The 18,316-nt window shown below is 73.6% G+C and carries 16 protein-coding genes and 1 pseudogene; 8 read left to right on the top strand and 9 right to left on the bottom strand.

Features of this window, described 5'->3' with window-relative positions; all coding sequences use genetic code 11:
* Positions 1 to 171 precede the first annotated feature (171 nt).
* Positions 172 to 1,413 carry a YncE family protein gene (locus ACWD3O_RS14440; protein ID WP_451411346.1) on the bottom strand — a complete coding sequence of 414 codons (1,242 nt, stop codon included), beginning with the start codon at positions 1,411 to 1,413 and terminating at the stop codon, positions 172 to 174.
* 179 nt (positions 1,414 to 1,592) lie between these two features.
* Between ACWD3O_RS14440 and ACWD3O_RS14435 the strand changes: the two genes are divergently transcribed.
* Positions 1,593 to 2,645 carry a TIGR03842 family LLM class F420-dependent oxidoreductase gene (locus ACWD3O_RS14435; protein WP_451411345.1) on the top strand — a complete coding sequence of 351 codons (1,053 nt, stop codon included), beginning with the start codon at positions 1,593 to 1,595 and terminating at the stop codon, positions 2,643 to 2,645.
* 98 nt (positions 2,646 to 2,743) lie between these two features.
* Here the strand turns inward: ACWD3O_RS14435 and ACWD3O_RS14430 are convergent, their stop codons facing one another.
* The 5 genes from ACWD3O_RS14430 to ACWD3O_RS14410 form a co-directional block, all read right to left on the bottom strand.
* Positions 2,744 to 3,418, bottom strand: a complete 675-nt coding sequence (locus tag ACWD3O_RS14430; protein ID WP_451411344.1) for a hypothetical protein — start codon at positions 3,416 to 3,418, stop codon at positions 2,744 to 2,746.
* Between the two features lie 224 nt (positions 3,419 to 3,642).
* Complete coding sequence (locus tag ACWD3O_RS14425; RefSeq protein WP_451416062.1) at positions 3,643 to 4,941, bottom strand: YeeE/YedE family protein; 1,299 nt, start codon at positions 4,939 to 4,941, stop codon at positions 3,643 to 3,645.
* Positions 4,942 to 5,356: 415 nt separating this feature from the next.
* Complete coding sequence (locus tag ACWD3O_RS14420) at positions 5,357 to 5,890, bottom strand: hypothetical protein (RefSeq protein ID WP_451416061.1); 534 nt, start codon at positions 5,888 to 5,890, stop codon at positions 5,357 to 5,359.
* The gene (locus tag ACWD3O_RS14415; RefSeq protein WP_356137684.1) at positions 5,890 to 6,135 is read right to left on the bottom strand and encodes a helix-turn-helix transcriptional regulator; all 246 of its coding nucleotides are present in this window, start codon (positions 6,133 to 6,135) and stop codon (positions 5,890 to 5,892) included. Before ACWD3O_RS14415 ends, ACWD3O_RS14420 begins: the two co-directional genes overlap by 1 nt.
* 63 nt (positions 6,136 to 6,198) lie before the next feature.
* A complete protein-coding gene (locus ACWD3O_RS14410; protein WP_451416060.1) occupies positions 6,199 to 7,263 on the bottom strand; it encodes a lipoate--protein ligase family protein in 1,065 nt (354 codons plus the stop codon).
* 189 nt (positions 7,264 to 7,452) lie between these two features.
* Between ACWD3O_RS14410 and ACWD3O_RS14405 the strand changes: the two genes are divergently transcribed.
* From ACWD3O_RS14405 to ACWD3O_RS14375, 7 genes and pseudogenes are all read left to right on the top strand, one after another.
* Positions 7,453 to 8,058 (top strand): ArsR/SmtB family transcription factor, encoded by a 606-nt coding sequence (locus ACWD3O_RS14405; protein ID WP_451416059.1) that lies wholly within the window; start codon positions 7,453 to 7,455, stop codon positions 8,056 to 8,058.
* A gap of 109 nt (positions 8,059 to 8,167) precedes the next feature.
* Complete coding sequence (locus tag ACWD3O_RS14400; RefSeq protein WP_451416058.1) at positions 8,168 to 9,415, top strand: MFS transporter; 1,248 nt, start codon at positions 8,168 to 8,170, stop codon at positions 9,413 to 9,415.
* Between the two features lie 92 nt (positions 9,416 to 9,507).
* The gene (locus tag ACWD3O_RS14395; protein WP_451416057.1) at positions 9,508 to 10,743 is read left to right on the top strand and encodes an alpha/beta hydrolase family protein; all 1,236 of its coding nucleotides are present in this window, start codon (positions 9,508 to 9,510) and stop codon (positions 10,741 to 10,743) included.
* 186 nt (positions 10,744 to 10,929) lie between these two features.
* Positions 10,930 to 11,284 (top strand): annotated as a pseudogene (locus tag ACWD3O_RS14390) (helix-turn-helix domain-containing protein); the annotation flags it as partial.
* A gap of 173 nt (positions 11,285 to 11,457) precedes the next feature.
* A complete protein-coding gene (locus ACWD3O_RS14385; protein ID WP_451416056.1) occupies positions 11,458 to 13,254 on the top strand; it encodes a gamma-glutamyltransferase family protein in 1,797 nt (598 codons plus the stop codon).
* A 205-nt stretch (positions 13,255 to 13,459) separates the two neighbouring features.
* Positions 13,460 to 14,875: a phytoene desaturase family protein gene (locus ACWD3O_RS14380; protein WP_451416159.1), complete on the top strand. Its 1,416-nt coding sequence runs from the start codon at positions 13,460 to 13,462 to the stop codon at positions 14,873 to 14,875.
* Positions 14,872 to 15,390, top strand: a complete 519-nt coding sequence (locus ACWD3O_RS14375) for an O-acetyl-ADP-ribose deacetylase (RefSeq protein WP_451411336.1) — start codon at positions 14,872 to 14,874, stop codon at positions 15,388 to 15,390. Before ACWD3O_RS14380 ends, ACWD3O_RS14375 begins: the two co-directional genes overlap by 4 nt.
* 555 nt (positions 15,391 to 15,945) lie before the next feature.
* Here the strand turns inward: ACWD3O_RS14375 and ACWD3O_RS14370 are convergent.
* The 3 genes from ACWD3O_RS14370 to ACWD3O_RS14360 form a co-directional block, all read right to left on the bottom strand.
* Positions 15,946 to 16,161 (bottom strand): DUF397 domain-containing protein, encoded by a 216-nt coding sequence (locus tag ACWD3O_RS14370; protein WP_451411335.1) that lies wholly within the window; start codon positions 16,159 to 16,161, stop codon positions 15,946 to 15,948.
* Positions 16,158 to 17,012, bottom strand: coding sequence for a helix-turn-helix domain-containing protein (locus tag ACWD3O_RS14365; protein ID WP_451416055.1), 855 nt, complete (start codon positions 17,010 to 17,012; stop codon positions 16,158 to 16,160). Before ACWD3O_RS14365 ends, ACWD3O_RS14370 begins: the two co-directional genes overlap by 4 nt.
* A gap of 130 nt (positions 17,013 to 17,142) precedes the next feature.
* Positions 17,143 to 18,240, bottom strand: coding sequence for a hypothetical protein (locus ACWD3O_RS14360; protein WP_451416054.1), 1,098 nt, complete (start codon positions 18,238 to 18,240; stop codon positions 17,143 to 17,145).
* Between the last annotated feature and the right edge of the window lie 76 nt (positions 18,241 to 18,316).

Here is an 18,316-nt window from a genome sequence, read left to right as displayed (position 1 = left end):
CCCCCGGTCCTTCCCCCTGACGGGCGACACCGCGAGCGAGGCGCCCTTCCCCCGGCAGGGGGCGGGGGGCACCATGGTCCGCACGGCACGGCCCCTCGAGCACCCACGGGAGGCGGTATGCGGACGCGGCGACCGGAACGGCACGCCCACGCGGCCCCGGCGGCCCGGCGGTCAGTCGACGCCGCTCCAGCCCGCGGGCACCGTGCCGAGACGGACCCGCTGCGGGTGGTCGCCCACCGGCGTGGAGGCGACCTTCCGGCCGGTGGCGAAGGAGATCGAGGTGACCTGGTCCGCGCCGGACTCCGAGACGACGCACGCCGTGCCGTCGCCCGTGACCGTCGACCAGTACGGCTTGGAGACCGGGACCAGCGGGCCCTCCTGGAGCGTCGAGCGGTTCACGATCGTCGCGTAGTCGTCCATGGTCCCGGCGACGCACAGGTTGTCGCCGTTCGGCTGCATGGTCAGGCCGTGGTGGCGGGAGTCGTTGACGAAACCGGTCCGCTCGTCGGAGGTGGCCGGGTTCTTCGGCAGGGTCTTCAGGCGGGTTATGCGGTCGGCGGCCACGTCGTACTCGAAGAAGCCGTTGAAGAACGACACCTGGAAGTAGAGCTTCGACTCGTCCGGGCTGAACGCCGCCGGGCGGACCGCGTCCGAGTACTCGTCGTGGCCGGCCGCGTCCAGGCGTTCGCGCATGTCGATGGTGCGCTCCACCCGCAGCGTCTCCGCGTCGGCCACGGTGATCTTCCGGTCGCCCTTCAGGAAGTCCAGCCAGGGCGCGTCCAGGTCGTTGTTGACCTCGCCGATGGACATGTTCCAGATCTTGCCGTCGGAGGTGAAGACGTTCTCGTGCGGCTTGTCCCCGGTGGGGAAGTTGCCGATCTCCCGGCCGGTGGTGATGTCGAGGACGTGCACCTTGTTGCCGGTGGAGGCGGAGACCGCGACCCGGTTGCCGTCCGGGGAGACCGCCATGTGGTCCGAGCGGAAACCGTCCACCTGGAAGCGCCAGTTGATCCGGCCCGTGGTCAGCGAGATGGAGACCACGTCGGCGAAGCTGGGCCGGGAGACGACCACCGAGGAGCCGTCCGGGGTGGAGTACATGTCGTCGGCGAACTGGTCGTGGCCCTCGCCCGCGGTCTCCCGGATGACGAGGAAGCCGGCCAGCCGCACCGGGTTGAGGTAGATCTCCCGCAGGCGCTGCTCCTTGTCGGGAATCAGGTTCAGCTTCCCGACCGGCGTCAGCCGGGCGTCGGAGGAGAGCACGCTGGCGGTGCCCTCCCAGTTGTTGGCGACGTACAGAACCTCGCGCTGCTGCCCGGCCTCCTCGGCGTTGGCCTGCCCCGCACCCGTGACGGCTAGCACCGTCGCGGCCACGAGCGCAGAGAACGTCCGTCCGCGTCCGACCTCGAGTCTCACGCTGTGCTCCTGTCTCCCGTGACCGGGTGTGAACACCAGGGATGCTGTTACCGGGGGTAAGGTAACGGCCCTACGGGTCGGTAACCAGACTCCGCGCACGACCTGGTCGACGTGAGCACGCCGCAGCACCCCTCTTTCGGCCACGCCTCGGCCACGCCTCGTCCTCCAGGAGCCCACCCATGGATTTCGGCCTCGTCCTGCAGACCGACCCGCCCGCCTCCCGCGTGATCGACCTGATGCGCCGCGCCGAGGACAACGGCTTCACCCACGGCTGGACCTTCGACTCCGCCGTGCTCTGGCAGGAGCCGTTCGTGATCCACAGCCAGATCCTGTCGCGGACCGAGCGCCTGGTCGTCGGCCCGATGGTCACCAACCCCGGCACCCGCACCTGGGAGGTCACCGCCTCCACCTTCGCCACGCTCAACGACATGTTCGGCGACCGCACCGTCTGCGGGATCGGGCGCGGCGACTCGGCCATGCGGGTGGCCGGGCGCCGGCCCAACTCCCTCGCCACCGTGGGCGCCGCGATCCGGGCGATCCGTGCCCTGGCCTCCGGCGAGGAGGCCGACCTCGGCGACGGCACGCCGGTCCGCATCCCGTGGGTGCGGCCCGGGTCGCTGCTCCCGGTGTGGATGGCCGCCTACGGGCCGAAGGCGCTGCGTCTGGCGGGCGAGCAGGCGGACGGCTTCATCCTGCAGCTCGCCGACCTGTACCTCACCGAGTACCTGGTCAAGGCGGTCCGCCAGGCCGCCGCGGCCGCCGGACGGGACCCGGACGCGGTGACCGTGTGTGTCGCCGCCCCCGCCTACGTCACGGACGACGACTCGCCCGAGGCGCTCGCCCACGCCCGCGAACAGTGCCGGTGGTTCGGCGGCATGGTCGGCAACCACGTGGCCGACCTGGTCGCCCGCTACGGCGCGGACACCGGTGTGGTGCCGCCCGAGCTCACCGACTACATCAGCGCCCGCCAGGGCTACGACTACTCCCACCACGGGCGCAGCGGGAACCCGGACACCGCCTTCGTGCCGGACGAGATCGTCGACCGGTTCTGCGTCCTCGGGCCCGTCGAACGGCACCTGGAGAAGCTGTCCGCCCTGCGCGACCTGGGCGTCGACCAGTTCGCGGTCTACGCCATGCACGACGCGCGGGAGAAGGTCGTCGACGCGTACGGGGCGGGGGTGGTCCCGGTCCTCGGCGCCTCCGCCGGGGCGCCGTCCCGCGACGCCACCTGACGCCCGGCTCCGGCAGGGGTCACGGGTCCGGTCGCGGGGCGCGCCCACCGTGCATCCGCCGCGCGGGCGGGAGTGGTGAGGCCTGAGCCGCCGCGTCGTCAGCCGGCCGGCTTCTCCAGCGCGGCGAGCGCCTCGCCCGCCGCCTTCGCCGCCCCGTCACGGATCTTGTCCGCGCTCGGCGTCGTCTTCTCGACGAAGTCGCCGCCGTTGTAGGTGACCACGATCAGCGCGTTGCCCGAGCGGACGGTGAGCTCGGTCTCCTGGACCTTGTTGCCCTTGTCGCTGGTCACGGCGCTGAGGGAGTACGCCTCGTCGCCCAGCCCCTTGAACGGTCCGCCCTTGCCGGCGGCGACGCGGTCGAAGGCCTTCTCCGCGTCCTCGGTGGACCGCCGTATCTCGTAGGAGACGTCGAGCCAGTGGTAGGAGTAGCCCTTGAGGGCGTTCCACTGGCACATCCGCCGCACGTCCTTGTCGGTGGACGGCAGTTCCCCGCTGGTCAGCTTGCCCGGCACCAGGGAGGAGACGGTCTTCTTCGCGAGCGCCTTGCACGGGTCCGGCGCCGTCTCGTACCGCTTCTTCTCCTGCTCGGCCGACTTCTCCGACGAGCCCTGCTCCTCCTCGGCCGCGCCGTCCCCGTCCCCGCCGCCGTCGCCGGAGTCCGAGGAGGTGCCGGACGCGCCGCTCCCCTGGTCGCTCGCGGCGGCCTCGGGGGCGTCCGCGAGCGGACCGGCGGACATCGCCCAGCCCACGGAGGCGAGCACGACGACCGGCATCAGGCGCACAGTGAGAGCGAGCGGCAGAGGAAAAGGCACGGCGCACTTCTCTGGGAGACGACGGCGGAGCCTGCCGGGGCAGGCGGACGCCAGTCAAACATGTGTTTCCGCCGGTGCGGAAGTCCGAACTCGCTCCGTGGCCGACCGGTCACGCCGACGTGACGGCGGAACCGGTCGCTCCGCGGCGGGCGGGCCCGCCCGGACCCCGGCGCGGCGGCACGGGGTCAGCAGACGCCGTCGCCCGGCCGGGGGTTGCCGAGGCCGAACAGCGGACGCAGCTTGAGGCCGATCCACGTCCCGCCGAGGGCGAACGCCCCCCACAGCCAGCCGTGCAGGCTCCCGGAGGCGATGCCCGCCAGGTACGCGCCGATGTTGCAGCCACCGGCCAGGCGGGCGCCGATGCCCATCAGGACGCCGCCGAGGACCGCGGCCACCGCCGTGCGCCAGGGGATGTGCCGGTGCAGGGCCCAGGTGCCGCCGAGGGAGGCGGCGACGGCGGCGCCGAGCATGATCCCGATGTCGGTGAGGCTGGTCTTGTCGGCCAGCACCGGACCGGCGAGCATCTCCGCGTTGCCGGGGCGCTGCCACCACGTCCAGTTCTCCGGGTGGCCGCCCAGGGCGCCGATCAGCTCGGAGCCCCAGAGGCTGAAGGCGCTGGTGACGCCCCAGGCGCCGCCGGAGACCAGCAGCACCGCGCCGCCGAGGACGGCGAGGACCAGGGCGCCGGCCGCCAGCGGCCAGGAGCCGCGCACCACGCGGGCCAGGGCGCCCTGGGCGGAGGGCACGGTGTCCACCGGCGGCGGATTGCGGCGTGCCTGGATCCGCCGGGTGACCAGGACGATCAGTGCCAGCGCGGCGATCGTGACGGCCCAGGAGCCGAACCAGCCGACGTGGTCGGCGAGCACGACCGGCTCCAGCGCGGGCAGGTCCTTCCAGAGGTCGAACTGCCAGGCGGCGAGGGTCGCGCCGCCGATGAAGCCGCCGAGCGTGAGCAGCAGCGTGGACTGGCCGGAACCGACCACGTAGAGCGTGCCGGAGGCGCAGGCGCCGCCGAGCTGCATCCCGACGGCGAAGAGCACCGCCCCGAGCAGCAGACCGATGCCCAGCGGACCGGACGAGGGGGCCGGCGTCGACCCGAACAGACCGGTCCCGGTGCCGATGACGAGGGCGAAGAGGGTCGCCGTGGTGCCCAGCAGCAGGGTGTGGGCGCGCAACCCGGTGCCGTTGCCGACGGCGACCAACTGCCGCCAGGCGGAGGTGAAACCGAACCGGGAGTGGAACAGGCCCACGCCTAGTCCGAGGCCGAGCAGGAGCAGCACGCCCGGCCGGGCCCCGTGCGTGGTCCACACGTACGCGGTGAGCGCCACCGACGCGAGGGCGGAGACGGTCAGCGGCCCCTTGCGGACCGGCCGCAGCGGCGGCGCCGGGGGAGCGGGGCGGGAGGTCCGGGCGGGGGAGAAGCGGGCGGCGGCCGGCGCGTGCGGCGGCGCGGCCGTCACCTCGGAGGGAGGCGCGGTGGTCAAGGAGTGTCTCCAGGGTCGCGTGGGGGACGGAGCCGAAGGCGTTCGGAAGCCGTCGCCGGCACGTGGGGTGCCGACGACGCACGGGCGCGGTCAGCTGCGACAGAGAGCGTCGTCGACGCACCAGGCCGAGGTCGCGAAGAGCGCGAGACACAGCAGCGAGGCGGGTGCGGACATGCGAACGAGGATACGGACGCAATGCCTGTACGGGCCACGCGTCTCGCCATGTGAGCGAGAGGGTGAGACGGGGTGGTGGGACGGGGTGGCGCGGTGAGGGGGGCGGTAACGCGGGGCGGCGCGGTGAGGCGGGCGGCGCGGTGAGGCGGGGCGGCGCGGTGAGGCGGGGCGGTGGGACGGGGTGGGGCGGTGAGGCGGGGTGGGGCGGTGAGGCGGGGCGGCGCGGGCGCCGCCCCGCCGGTCAGGCCTCCAGCGGCTCGTCGTCCGGCTCGTCCCCGGCCATCAGGCCCGCGACCCACAGCGGCATCAGCCAGTGCGTCACCAGGACGGCGATCAGCACGGGCGCCGCGTATGCGGTCGGGGCGTGTCCCCGCACGGCCCCGGCGACCAGCAGCGTCACCGCGGCCGTCAGCAGCAGCACGGTCATCGTCCAGTGCGCTCGCGCCTGCACCCTCGTCCGTTCGGCGAGCTGCCGCTCGTCCAGTGCCCGCTCCCGCAGTTCCAGCAGGCCTCGGGTGGCGCTGTTGATGACGCCGGTGCACACGCACCAGCCGAGCAGCAGCACGGCCATCGGCGCGACGGCCCACCACTGGCCCTCCTCCGCCAGGTAGACGTACAGCAGCAGCCCGCCCAGCGCCAGCGTGAGGGCCACGTGCGCCGCGACGACCCCGCGGCGGCGGGCCGCCGTCGCGTACAGGGCGCGGCCCTCCCCCCGGTTCATCAGGCGGAGCATCGCCCGGTCGTAGCGGGTGAGCCGGCTCGTGGACGTCGTCATCACTGCTTCCCTCCGTAGACCTCTTCGGTGAGCGGCGCAAACGGCTCCAGGGAGAACAGCGCCTCCACCGGCAGGCCGAAGTACCGGGCGATGCGCAACGCCAGGTCGAGGCTGGGGTTGTACTGCCCCCGCTCGATGTAACCGATGGTCTGGTAGTGCGCCCCCACGGCCTCGGCCAGCACCTGCCGCGACACCTTCCGCTCGGCACGCACCATCGACAGCCTGTTGTGCACCTGCTCGCTCATGTACAAGAAGTACTACATCCGGTGGCGCAACTGCTACAGCGATTTCCGGCCGGCGATTTTCGGTCACGGCACCCGCGCGGTCCACTCCTCCGTCGCGAACTTCGTCCGCACCAGCTCCTCCGCGCGGGCCATCTCCTCCGCGGTGACCCCGCCGGTCGTCAGCCCGTAGCGGCCCCGGAAGGAGGCGATCATGTTCTCGATGACCTGCTCGCGGGCCAGACCGGTCTGGCGCCGCAGCGGGTCCACCCGCTTCTTGGCGCTCCTGGTCCCCTTGTCGGACATCTTCTCCTTGCCGATCCGGAGTACCTCGAGCATCTTGTCGGCGTCGATGTCGTAGGACATCGTCACGTGGTGCAGCACCGCGCCCGGACCGCCGTCCGGGCCGACCACCCGCTTCTGCGCCGCGCCGGCGATCTTCCCGGCCTCCGTGGCGATGTCGTTGAGCGGCTGGTACCAGGCCTTGATGCCCATGTCGCCGAGCGCGCCGAGCACCCAGTCGTCGAGATAGGCGTAGCTGTCGGCGAAGGAGAGCCCGGAGATCAGCGAGTCCGGCACCGACAGGGAGTACGTGATGGTGCTCATGGGTTCGACGAACATCGCGCCGCCCCCGGAGATCCGCCGCACCACGGTGATGCCGTGGCGGGCCGCGCCCTGCGGGTCGACCTCGTTGCGCAGGGACTGGAAGCTGCCGATGACGACGGCCGGGGCGGCCCACTCCCACACCCGCAGTGTCGGCGGCCGCCGGCCGGCCGCCACCTCCGCCGTGATCACCTCGTCCAGCGCCATGTGCAGGGCCGGGGCCTGCGGTTCCATGTGCACGAGCTGCCAGTCGTAGTCGCCCCACTCGGTCGCGTGGGCCAGCGCGCGCCGCACGGCGGTGCCCACGCCCTCCGCGGTGATGCCCAGCATCACGGTCGACTCCGGCAGTGCCGCCGTGATCCGGGCCGCCAGCCCGGCGGCGTCCGTCGAGGCGGGTGCGCCTTCCAGGGCGCCGTTGATCGCGAGGATCGCCTCGTCGGGTTCCAGGAAGAAGTCCCCGGCGACGCGCACATCGCGCAGCTGGTCGTCCCGGACCTCCAGGTCCACCACGACCAGCTTGCCGCCGGGCACCTTGTACTCGCCATGCACGGGCTTCGTTCCCTTCCGGACGGTTCCGCGGGCGATTGCCCAGGTAACACCATGGTCGCCCGTAGCGTCCCGGCCCGCAGCGGCGGCCCTGTCCCCTGGAGTCGCCCCTGGTCTCTCTCACGGCGATCGCCAAAGATTCTTCGCGAAGGAGTCTTTGCAAAGACTTCTTGGCGGTCTACGGTGGCCGTCATGTGGAAGAGCGACGAGGTCTGGCTGGACGCGAAAGGCCTGCGGGCGATGGCCCACCCGCTGCGCGTGCGGATCGTCGGACTGCTGCGCCGGCACGGGCCGTCGACGGCGACCCGGCTCGCCGAGCGGCTCGGGGTGAACTCCGGAAGCGCCAGCTACCACCTGCGGCAGCTGGCCGAGGCCGGGTTCGTCGAGGAACTCACCGACCGGGGCAACGCCCGCGAGCGGTGGTGGAGGGCGGCCCACCGGGTGACCTGCTTCGCCGACCGTGACCTGGCCGACCGCGAACCGGACGCCACCCGCGCCTACCTCCAGTCCGTCGCCGACACCTACGCCCTGCGGGTCCAGCAGGCGGTGTCCGAGGTGGACACCCTCCCCGCCCGGTGGCGGGAGGCCTTCGACATGAACGACTGGGCGCTGCGGCTCACCCCCGAGGAGGCCGTCGCGCTGCGCGAGGAACTGGTCGCCGTGGTGCGGCGGCACCGGGAGGAGGGCACCGAGGCCGCGGACTCCGCGCCCGCCGCGGCGGGCACCGTCTCGGTGATCCTCCAGATCCTGCCCGACCCGGGCGAGGAGGAGCCGCCCGGGACGCGGGACGGCGGCTGACGGCCCGCACGACACAGGGGGAGACGAGGCATGGGCGAGGGGCACGGGAAGCGCGGGGAGCGGTACCGCAGGACCTGAACTGAAGCCGCTAAGCAGCGTGTTGGCCGCGATGGCGGTGTCGTTCACCGGCACCCGGGTGGCCGCCGTGGCGATCCCCTGGTTCGTGCTGGTCACCACCGGCAGCGCCGCGCACACCGGCCTGGTGGCGTTCTGCCAGATGGCGCCGCTCGTGGTGGTCAAGGCGCTCGGCGGACCGGTGGTGGACCGGGTCGGCCCGCGCGTCGTCTCCTGGACCACCGACCTGGTGAGCTCCGTGGCCGCGCTCGCGGTGCCGGTCCTGCACGCCAGGGACCTGCTCACCCTGCCCGTCCTGCTGGTGCTGGTGGCACTGATCGGCGCCGCCCGCGGGCCGGGCGACCTGGCCAAGGAGGTCATGGTCCCCGAGGCGGCCGACCGCGGCCGCATCCCGATGGAACGGGCCATGGCCGTCTCCGCCACCACCGAACGGCTCGCCTCCACCGTCGGCCCGGCGGTCGGCGGCGTGCTGGTCTCGCTGTTCGGCCCGATGACCGTCCTGCTGGTCAACGCCGCCTGCATGGCGACGGGTTCGGTCGTCGTCGCGCTGGCCCTGCCCCGCACGGTGGGACGGCCCGCCGCCCGCACCGCCGGGACCCAGGGCTACTGGCGCAGCCTGCGCGAGGGCCTCACCTTCGTCCGGCGCGACGCCCTGCTCTTCACCGTCGTCCTGACGGTCGCCGTCGCCAACCTGCTGGACGCCGCGTTCATGTCCGTCCTGCTGCCCGTGTGGGCCAGGGAATCGGGCCACGGCCCCGCCCTGCTGGGCCTGGTGATGGCGGTGTTCAGCGGGGCCGCCGTGGTGGGCAGCGTGCTCGCCGCGGTCCTCGCCCACCGGCTCGACCGGCGGCTGGTGGTCCTCGGCGGGTTCGCGCTCATCGGCGCGCCGGTGCGGCTGGTCCTGCTCGGCGACCTGCCGGTCCCCCTGGTGCTCGCCGTGTTCGTGGTCGCGGGCCTCGGCGGCGGGTTCATCAACCCCGTGCTGGGAGCGGTCATGGTCGAGCGGGTCCCCCGTGAGATGCTCGGCCGCGTCAACGCCCTCGCCGACTCGGTCGCGTTCGCCGGGATCCCGTTCGGCGGGTTGCTCGCCGGTGCGGCGGTGGGTCTCGCGGGAGCGGCCCCGGCGCTCCTGGCCAGCGCGGTGCTGTACTTCCTCACCACCACCCTCGCCGGACTCCGGCCGCAGTGGCGGGAGATGGACCGGCCCGGGGGTGGCGCTCGCGCGCCGGCGGAGCGTCTGACGCCCGAGCAGTCGGGATTCCCGACGCAGAGCCGACCCTGACGAGTTGATGAGAAGTCACTGGGGGGATGTGAGGGGCGAGTCCGTCTGGCGACGGATGCCATGAGCGCCTGCCCGGGCGGAGATTGGTCGCCATGCGAATTCACCCGGTCGTGAACACCAGCGTGTCTCTTGCCCTGTGCCTGGTCGTCGCCGCGGGGGCTGCCGCCTCTGCCGCGCCTTCCGCTCCGCCCCCGCCCCTTGGTCATGCGGGTGTGCGATTCGAGTTGCCGGAGTCGACGGGACCGCATCCTGTCGGGAGCACCGAGCTCCATCTCGTCGACCGTGACCGGCGAGACCCCTGGGCTACCGACAGGGCCCGGGAGCTGATGGTCAGCATCTGGTACCCGGCCCGTCGGGCGCAGGGGTATCCGCGTCAGCCGTACATGCCTGCCGGCGTCGCGCGTTCCGTGGACGAATCCGGCTCCTTCAATCTTGCCGAGCCCGGCCAGGTGGACTGGGCCGGCATCCGCACGGAGGCGGCCGCGGTTGCCCCGGCCGACCACCGTGAGGGCCGGCCTGTTGTGCTGTACTCACCGGGCTTGCAGGTCTCCCGGACGCTCGGCACCTCGACAGCGGTGGAGCTGGCAAGCCGTGGCTATGTCGTCGTCACCGTGGACCACACTTATGAGGCCCCTGCGGTGGAGTTCCCCCGGGGCCGGGTCGAGTCGCAGAAACCGATGTCCGGAACCGAAGGACTGAAGAAGGCCGTGGACACCCGGGTGCGCGACACGCGCTTCGTTCTCGATCAGCTCGCCGTACTCCATCGCGGTCGGAACCCGGACGCAGAGGGGCGCCGACTGCCTGAAGGGCTGGGGAAGGCGCTGGACCTGGAGCGGGTCGGGATGTACGGACATTCGGGCGGGGGCGCCACTGCGGCTGAGACCATGCGCGTGGACCGCCGTATCGACGCGGGTATCAACATGGACGGCACGCTTCAGTTCAACGACAGCGAATTCCTTCCCGTGGCGCGGAGCGGACTGGACCGTCCGTTCATGCTCATGGGCAAGGCCAACCAGACGCACCTCAACAAGTCGTCCTGGCAGTCCTTCTGGGACCGCTCGACGGGCTGGAAGCGCGACCTGAGTCTGGAACAGGGCAGTCACTTCAGTTACACGGATGCCCAGTCGTTCGTACCGGCCCTGGACGAGCGCCTGGACGTCCCGGCCCAACTCCGCGAGCAGTACATCGGCACGGTGGACCCCGAGCGCAGTACCGCCGCCCAGCGCGCCTTCATCACCGCGTTCTTCGACCAGCACCTGCGGGACCGGCCCCAGGACTTGTTGAACGGCCCTTCCTCCGCCCACCCGGAGGTGCGTTTCATCGATTGAGTACGGAGGCGACGCCTCACGGCACCGGTGCTGCGCGTGGTGGCCGCGGTGAGCCCACCAAGGCTCGCACGCTGGTCCCGCCGCACTGTCCCGTCCGCCGAGACTGGTGAAAGCCTCGGAAGCCGGGCCGCTCACCCACCGGTGGCCGGCGGCCAGCCAGCCGATATCGAGGCGTACACAGGTCGGCTGGAAGCTGACGAAGCGCATACCGTCGGCGAGGTCGCCGAACTTGTCGCCTTCGCCGGGCTGAGCCCGCACTGTTTCCGTAAGCTCGTGACCGCGCCGCGCCGCGCCGCGAGGGAGCGGACGCGGTCCGGCCGGGCCGGCCGTTGAGCCTGTCGCCGGAGGGCCGGATTCTGCTGGTCGCAGCGTACTGGCGGACCAACTTGCCGCTGTGCCGGCTCCGTCCGCTGTTCGGGGTCTCGAAGTCCGCAGCCGACCGCATCATCGACCACCTCGGGCCCTCCTCGCGCTTCGGCCGCGCCGACGGTTGCGCGAGGACACCGTCCTCAACGTGACGGAACCCTCGACCACTACGCGCACTGCATGCCGGAGGCGAGGCGGAAGGGCGCAGGGCGATCGATAACCTTCTGGGGGAGCGGGGGAGAGAGAAGGAGGGGGCCGACGGCGCAAGCTCCTCAGATTCTCCCCAGGCCCCGTCCCGAGTGCCCGTCAGCCGGGCCGCGACGCGTAAACAGCGAGGTGAGAGGCCCTATGTTCACCACCCGTCCCACTCTCCAGGGCACCTTCGGCATGGTGTCGTCCACCCACTGGCTCGCCTCGCAGTCGGCGATGGCGGTGCTGGAGGACGGCGGCAACGCCTACGACGCGGCGGTGGCGGCCGGGTTCGTGCTGCACGTCGTCGAACCGCACCTCAACGGCCCCGCGGGCGAGGTCCCGATCCTGCTGGCGCCCGCCGGGGGAGAAGTGCGCGTGCTGTGCGGGCAGGGCGTCGCGCCCGCCGGCGCGACGGTCGCCCACTACCGCGGCCTCGGCCTCGAACTCGTGCCCGGCACCGGCCCGTTGGCCGCCGCCGTGCCCGGCGCGTTCGACGCCTGGATGGTGCTGCTGCGCGACCACGGCACCAAGGAGCTCGCCGACGTCCTCCAGTACGCGATCGGGTACGCCGAGGACGGCCACCCGCCCGTGGAGCGGATGGCGCAGACCGTGGCCACGGTGCGGGAACTCTTCGAGACCGAGTGGACGACGTCCGCCGACGTGTACCTGCCCGGCGGTGAACTCCCGCGCCCCGGAACGCTGTTCCGCAACCCGGCGCTGGCCGCCACCTGGCGGCGCCTGATAGCGGAGGCCGAGGCGCCCGGCGGCTACCGCGCGGCCCGCATCGAACGCGCCCGGGAGATCTGGCGCTCGGGCTTCGTCGCCCGCGCCCTGCTCGACCGGTCCGCCCGCCCCACCCTGGACACCAGCGGCGAACGCCACACCGGCACCCTCACCGCCGAGGACCTCGCCTCCTGGTCGGCGACCTACGAGGCCCCCGCGACCTTCCGGTGGCGCGACTGGACCCTCTGCAAGGCCGGCCCGTGGAGCCAGGGCCCCGCCTTCCTCCAGCAACTCGCCCTGCTGCCCGACCGGTTGCCCCCGCACGGTTCCGCCGACCACCTCCACCTGCTGATCGAGGGCTGCAAGCTGGCCATGGCCGACCGCGAGGCCTGGTACGGCGACGCGGCCCCCGGCGAGGTCCCCCTCGCCGACCTGCTGTCCGCCGAGTACAACGCCGAACGCCGCCGCCTGATCGACCCCGCCAAGGCCTCGCACGAACTGCGCCCCGGCAGCCCCGGCGGCCGCACCCCCCGCCTCGCCGCCCAGGCCCACCTGACAGCCGACGACGAGCCCGAGTTCAACGCCCTCGGCGTCGGCGAGCCCACCGTCGCCCCGGACGGCGGCAGCCGCGGCGACACCTGCCACCTCGACGTCGTCGACCGCTGGGGCAACATGGTCGCCGCCACCCCGAGCGGCGGCTGGCTGCAGTCCAACCCGGTCGTCCCCGAACTCGGCTTCCCGCTCGGCACCCGGCTGCAGATGACCTGGCTGGAGGAGGGCCTGCCCAACACCCTCACCCCGGGCCGCCGCCCCCGCACCACCCTCACCCCGTCCCTCGCCCTGCGCGACGGCGTGCCGGTCATGGCCTTCGGCACCCCCGGCGGCGACCAGCAGGACCAGTGGCAGCTCCACTTCTTCCTCGCCGTCGCCGAACGCGCCGAGGTCCGCGGCGGCCTCGACCTCCAGGGCGCGATCGACGCCCCGAACTGGCACAACGAGTCCTTCCCCGGCTCCTTCTACCCCCGCGGCATGCGCCCCGGCCGGGTCGTCGTCGAGTCCGGCACCGATCCGGCCGTCGTCGAGGAGCTGCGCCGCCGCGGGCACGACGTGCGGGTCGGCGAGGCATGGTCGGAGGGCCGGCTGTGCGCCGTCGCCCGCGACCCGGGGACGGGTGTGCTGTCGGCGGCCGCCAACCCCCGCGGCATGCAGGGCTACGCGGTCGGGCGCTGACCTCGGACCTCCGCGGGGCGGGGCGGGCCCGCGCCCCGTAGGGAGACCGCCGCGGGCGGGCCCGGCCGCGCCGCGACCACGGCCCGCCGCAGGATCGCTCAGGCCGCGCTCAGGCCCCGCTCCGTACGGGTGTCGGCGCGGCGGCCTATCCTGATCACCCAGGGGGTCACCGCCGACGAAGGAGTCCGAGGTGCCGGCGACATCGATACTCGACGCGGTCGTGGTGGGCGCGGGACCGAACGGGCTGACGGCCGCCGTGGAGCTCGCCCGGCGCGGTTACTCGGTCGCCGTGTTCGAGGCCAAGGACACGGTGGGCGGAGGCGCGCGCACCGAGGAGCTCACGCTGCCCGGGTTCCGGCACGACCCGTGCGCCGCCGCTCACCCGCTGGGCATCAGCTCGCCCGCCTTCCGGGGGATGCCGCTGGAGCGGTACGGGCTGGAGTGGGTGCACGCCCCGCTGCCGATGGCGCATCCGTTCACCGACGGCACGGCCGCCGTGCTCTCCCGCTCCGTCGCCGAGACGGCGGCCTCCTTCGGGCCGCGGGACGCGGGGGCCTACCGGCGGCTGGCCGAGCCGTTCCTGCGGAACTGGGACACGCTGGTGCGCGACTTCATGTCGCTGCCGCTCACCGCGCTGCCCCGGGACCCCGTCTCCCTGGCCCGCTTCGGCCTCACCGGGCTGCCGCCGTCCACGTGGCTGATGCGGCGCTTCCACGACGAGCGGTTCAAGGCCCTGTTCGCCGGGCTGGTGGCCCACGTGATGGCTCCGCTGGGCGGCCTCGCCACCGGGGCGGTCGGCCTGGTCTTCGCCCTGGCCGCCCACGCCCGCGGCTGGCCGTTCGCCCGCGGCGGCTCCCAGGCCATCTCCGACGCCCTCGCCGGCTACCTCCGGGACCTCGGCGGTGTCGTGCACACCGGCTACGAGGTCAAGCGCCTCGACGACCTGCCGCCCGCCCGCGCCTACGTCTTCGACACCTCGCCGACCGCGCTGGCCCGCATCGCCGGCCTCGGCAACACCTACCAGGACTACCGGTACGGCGCCGCCGCCTTCAAGATCGACTACGCGCTGGACGGCCCCGTCCCCTGGACCGCGCCCGAGGCCCGCCAGGCCGGCACGGTGCAGGTCGGCGCGAGCGCCGCCGAGATCGGCACGGCGCTGAACGCCGCCTCCCGCGAGGGACGCGCACCGGAACGCCCGTTCCTGATCACCACCCAGCCCGGCCTCGCCGACCCGAGCCGCGCCCCCGAGGGCAAGCACGTCTTCTGGGCCTACGGCCACGTCCCCAACGGCTGGACCGGCGACCTCACGGACGCCATCGAGCGCCAACTGGAGCGCTTCGCCCCCGGGTTCCGGGACCGCGTGCTGGCCCGCGCCGTCAGCGGCCCTGCCGAACTCGCCGCCCGCAACGCCAACTACGTCGGCGGCGACATCGCCTGCGGAGCCGCCTCCGGGCTGCGGCTGCTGATGCGGCCCGAGGTCACCCTGCACCCCTACCGGACCCGCCACCCGGCGGTCTTCCTCTGCTCCTCCGCCACCCCGCCCGGCCCTGGCGTCCACGGCATGTCCGGGCACAACGCCGCCAAGGCCGTCTGGCGCCACCTGAGGGAGAACCGGCGATGACCCGCATCACGCTCGTCCGGGGAGACATCACGCAGCAGTCCGTGGACGCCGTCGTCAACGCCGCCAACTCCTCCCTCCTCGGCGGCGGAGGCGTCGACGGCGCGATCCACCGCCGCGGCGGCCCCGAGATCCTCGCCGAGTGCCGCGCCCTGCGCGCCTCCCACTACGGCCGCGGCCTCCCCACCGGCCAGGCCGTCGCGACCACCGCGGGGCGGCTGGACGCCCGCTGGGTGATCCACACCGTGGGCCCCGTCTTCGCGCGGGACGAGGACCGCTCGGAGCTGCTGGCCTCCTGCCACCGGGAGTGCCTGCGAGTGGCGGACGAACTCGGGGCACGCACCGTGGCGTTCCCCGCGATCTCCACCGGCGTGTACGGCTGGCCGATGGACGACGCCGCCCGCATCGCCGTCGAGACGGTGCGGGCGACACCGACCTCCGTCGAGGAGGTCCGGTTCGTGCTGTTCGACGAGCGCGCGTACCAGGTGTTCGCCAGGACCGGTGGCCTGGAAGCCTGACCGCCCCGCTCCGGTACGATCACCGCACTCACCCTCCGTGATCTTCGTGAGGGTACGGGATTCCGGGGCGGGACGAGCATGAGCATGGCTGCGCGGCGTGGCGGTGTGTGGACGGGGCTGGGCGTGGCAGCGGGCCTGCTGGCCCTCGGCGCGGTCGCCTGCGGGGGCGGTGAGGGGGAGCGGGACGCCGGGCGGAAGTCCTCGGTCCCACCTGCCGCGTCCCCGTCCGCGAGCGGGACGACCAGCCCTTCCCCCTCGGCGTCGGCCTCGCCCTCGCCCTCGTCGTCCCCGTCCGGGAAGGCCGCCGCCGGAACCGCCCGGCCACCCGCCTCCACGCCGCCGGCTCCTCGGCGGACCGGTACGAGCGGTGGTGGCGGCACGGTGAGCGGCGGCTCCTCGGGCGGTGGGACGGTCCAGCAGAACCCGAACCGCGGCCCCACGCCTCCGCCGGCGCCGCCCCGCCCGACACCGACCCCTGAGGTGCCGCCCGCCGGGCCGGGCGAGCCGGTGGCCACGTACACGTTCGGGGGCTGACCTCGGCGGGGCGGCGCCGGTTCAGCCGGACCGCTCCCGCGCGTACGCGGTGAACGCCGCCCACCGGGCCCGGGGGAACGCCAGCACCGGGCCGTCGGGCCGCTTCGAGTCCCGCACCCGCACGGCCCCCGCGTCCTCCGCGACCTCCACGCAGTCACCGCCCCCCGAGCCGCTGTAACTGCTCCTGCGCCAAACGGTGCGGCCCCCGCCGGGGCCAGGGTGCTGATCACCACTCATGCAGCGGCCTCCCCTGCCAGTCTCCGGAGCAGCCGCACGGTCTCCTCCGGGGTCAACGCCTGCGAGCGCAGCTTGCCATACCGCGCCGCGAAGGCGCTGACCTGAGAAGGGTCCGTCACCACCATCCCGACCTCCTGCGACTCCACGTAGCCGACCCGACGATGCTCCACCGTCTCCAGCACCACGAAGCCGCCGTTGAGTCCCGGATGGAACCCCTGCACGGCGGGCATCACCTGCAGGTCGACGTTGCGCAGCCCCGCCACCTCCATCAGGTGCCGCAGCTGCTCCCGCATCACCTCGGGCGCGCCCACGGGATTGGTGAGCGCCGGTTCCCCGATCACGAACGACAGCTCGACGACGGGGGAGCGCGTCAGCAACCGCCGACGTGCCAGGCGCGCCTCGGTGTGCAGCTCGATCACCTCGTCCTCCAGCGCCGGGCAGTGCGCGGAGAACAACGCCCGGGCGTACGCCTCGGTCTGCAGGAGCCCCGGGACCAGCAGCGGCTCGTACGAGCAGCGGCTCACCGCGTCGCACTCGAGGGAGGCGAAGTCCCGGAAGAACAGCGGCAGCTTCGCCCGGTCCACGTCCTCCTGCAGGACCCGCAGCGCGCCCTCCGTGTGGAGGACCCGTTCCGCCGCCTCCGTGAACGCGGACTTCGCCGGGCGCCGCCCCCGCTCGACCGAGGCGACCTGTTCCGGCGAGTACCCGATCGCCTCCGCGAGCCCCTGCTGGGTGAGCCCGGCCCGCTCGCGGAAGAGCCGCACCAGCTTCCCGTACGCGCGCCACACCGCGGGGCGTTCCTCGTCGGCCGGACGTCGCCCCGCCGTCCCGCACTCCTCGGTCCTGCCCATCACACCCCTGCCTGCCGCGGTGTCCCGTGCCGCCATCAACGAGCCGCCAGGCGAAGGGTCGTGGGCGCCGCCCCGTACAACCGCCGCGCGGACCCGTACAACTCCCGGTCGCCACCGGTGCGGCCGGGTGTCAGCGGGCCACCAGGAACAGGACGAGTCCGAGGACCGCCAGGGCCGCCACGGTGACCGCCGTGAACCGGAACCGGCCCGCCTCGGACAGCCGGTCCGCGACCCTGACCCGTCCGTCCGCGCCGCGGAACACGTAGAACTCCCGGTGCCTGAGGACCGGCAGCTCCGCCCGCACGACGTCCAGGCGCCGGACGACGACCTCCCGGTCCTTCTCGTTGCCCCGCCTGCCGAGGTGCCGCTGCACGGCGTCCCGGTGGCTGGGAGAGAGGTCCTCCGGGAGCTGCCCGTAGCCGTCCAGGCGGTCCTCCCGCCAGCCCGCCGTGTCCAGCACCGAGGCGACGCGGCGGGGCCGGGGGACCGGAGGGGTGACGACGTCGGGTTCCCGCGTCCACTCGATCCGCCCCGCCGTCCAGGAGCTCAGACTCGCGCGCCCCTGGCAGGTGGCGCACGTGACGGTGCCCTTCCGGCCGCACGGCCCGCACGGGACGCGTCCGCTCCCCTTGCAGTCGGCGCACCGGACCTTTCCCCAGCCCCGGCAGCCGGGGCACGCGCTGTCGGGCGCGCGGCACACCTCGCAGGGCACCCGCCGGTCGGCGGCGGCGCCGCCGACCGTCCTGGCCGGCTTCAGGCCTCCCCGGGGAGCATCCGGCGTCCCGCCGTGCTTCAGGGGCTGTGCGCACGCCGAGATCCCCTCGCAGACGGTGCACACCACGGCGGCCTCGCACGGCCGGTACCGCTTGCCCCCGCAGTCGGCGCACGGACGCCGGCCGTTGCCGCAGTCGCAGGCCCGCAGGTGCAGGGAACCGCGCCGGACCAGGTCGAGCGGCCCCTCCAGCGGTGTCTCGTGCGGGCCCAGCTTGTGCTCCGCGAGGACGTCGTACGTCGGCAGGTGGGCGAGGTCGACGGCGCCCGGCCGGGTCTCCACCCGCTCGGTGCGGTGCTCGACGCGGCGGGTGACCGTGGCCTCGAGGAGCGGCAGACGGGTGAGGACGAAGTCCTCCGGCGCGGGGGCGGGGCGCCGCCTCCCCGGGCCGGAGCGGGTCACATGGGCGCGGAGCGCCGCGCGCACCTCGTCGTCGGACGGATCGTTCACTGTCACGGTGACGCCCACTCCCCCCGGTCGAGCCGCTCCCGCCCGGCCACGGACGGGAGCCGTGCCGAGCGGCACCAGTGTG

It is taken from the genome of Streptomyces sp. NPDC002640, from assembly GCF_053592575.1.
This window is presented reverse-complemented; position numbering and strand designations above follow the sequence as displayed.

Bases quoted from the DNA above. Each gene is read 5' to 3' on its own strand.
- ACWD3O_RS14395 (WP_451416057.1), top strand. From the start codon at position 9,508: ATGCGAATTCACCCGGTCGTGAACACCAGCGTGTCTCTTGCCCTGTGC.
- ACWD3O_RS14370 (WP_451411335.1), bottom strand. From the start codon at position 16,161: ATGAGTGGTGATCAGCACCCTGGCCCCGGCGGGGGCCGCACCGTTTGG.
- ACWD3O_RS14435 (WP_451411345.1), top strand. From the start codon at position 1,593: ATGGATTTCGGCCTCGTCCTGCAGACCGACCCGCCCGCCTCCCGCGTG.
- ACWD3O_RS14385 (WP_451416056.1), top strand. From the start codon at position 11,458: ATGTTCACCACCCGTCCCACTCTCCAGGGCACCTTCGGCATGGTGTCG.
- ACWD3O_RS14405 (WP_451416059.1), top strand. From the start codon at position 7,453: ATGTGGAAGAGCGACGAGGTCTGGCTGGACGCGAAAGGCCTGCGGGCG.
- ACWD3O_RS14365 (WP_451416055.1), bottom strand. From the start codon at position 17,012: ATGGGCAGGACCGAGGAGTGCGGGACGGCGGGGCGACGTCCGGCCGAC.
- ACWD3O_RS14375 (WP_451411336.1), top strand. From the start codon at position 14,872: ATGACCCGCATCACGCTCGTCCGGGGAGACATCACGCAGCAGTCCGTG.
- ACWD3O_RS14430 (WP_451411344.1), bottom strand. From the start codon at position 3,418: ATGCCGGTCGTCGTGCTCGCCTCCGTGGGCTGGGCGATGTCCGCCGGT.
- ACWD3O_RS14420 (WP_451416061.1), bottom strand. From the start codon at position 5,890: ATGACGACGTCCACGAGCCGGCTCACCCGCTACGACCGGGCGATGCTC.
- ACWD3O_RS14400 (WP_451416058.1), top strand. From the start codon at position 8,168: ATGGCGGTGTCGTTCACCGGCACCCGGGTGGCCGCCGTGGCGATCCCC.
- ACWD3O_RS14415 (WP_356137684.1), bottom strand. From the start codon at position 6,135: ATGAGCGAGCAGGTGCACAACAGGCTGTCGATGGTGCGTGCCGAGCGG.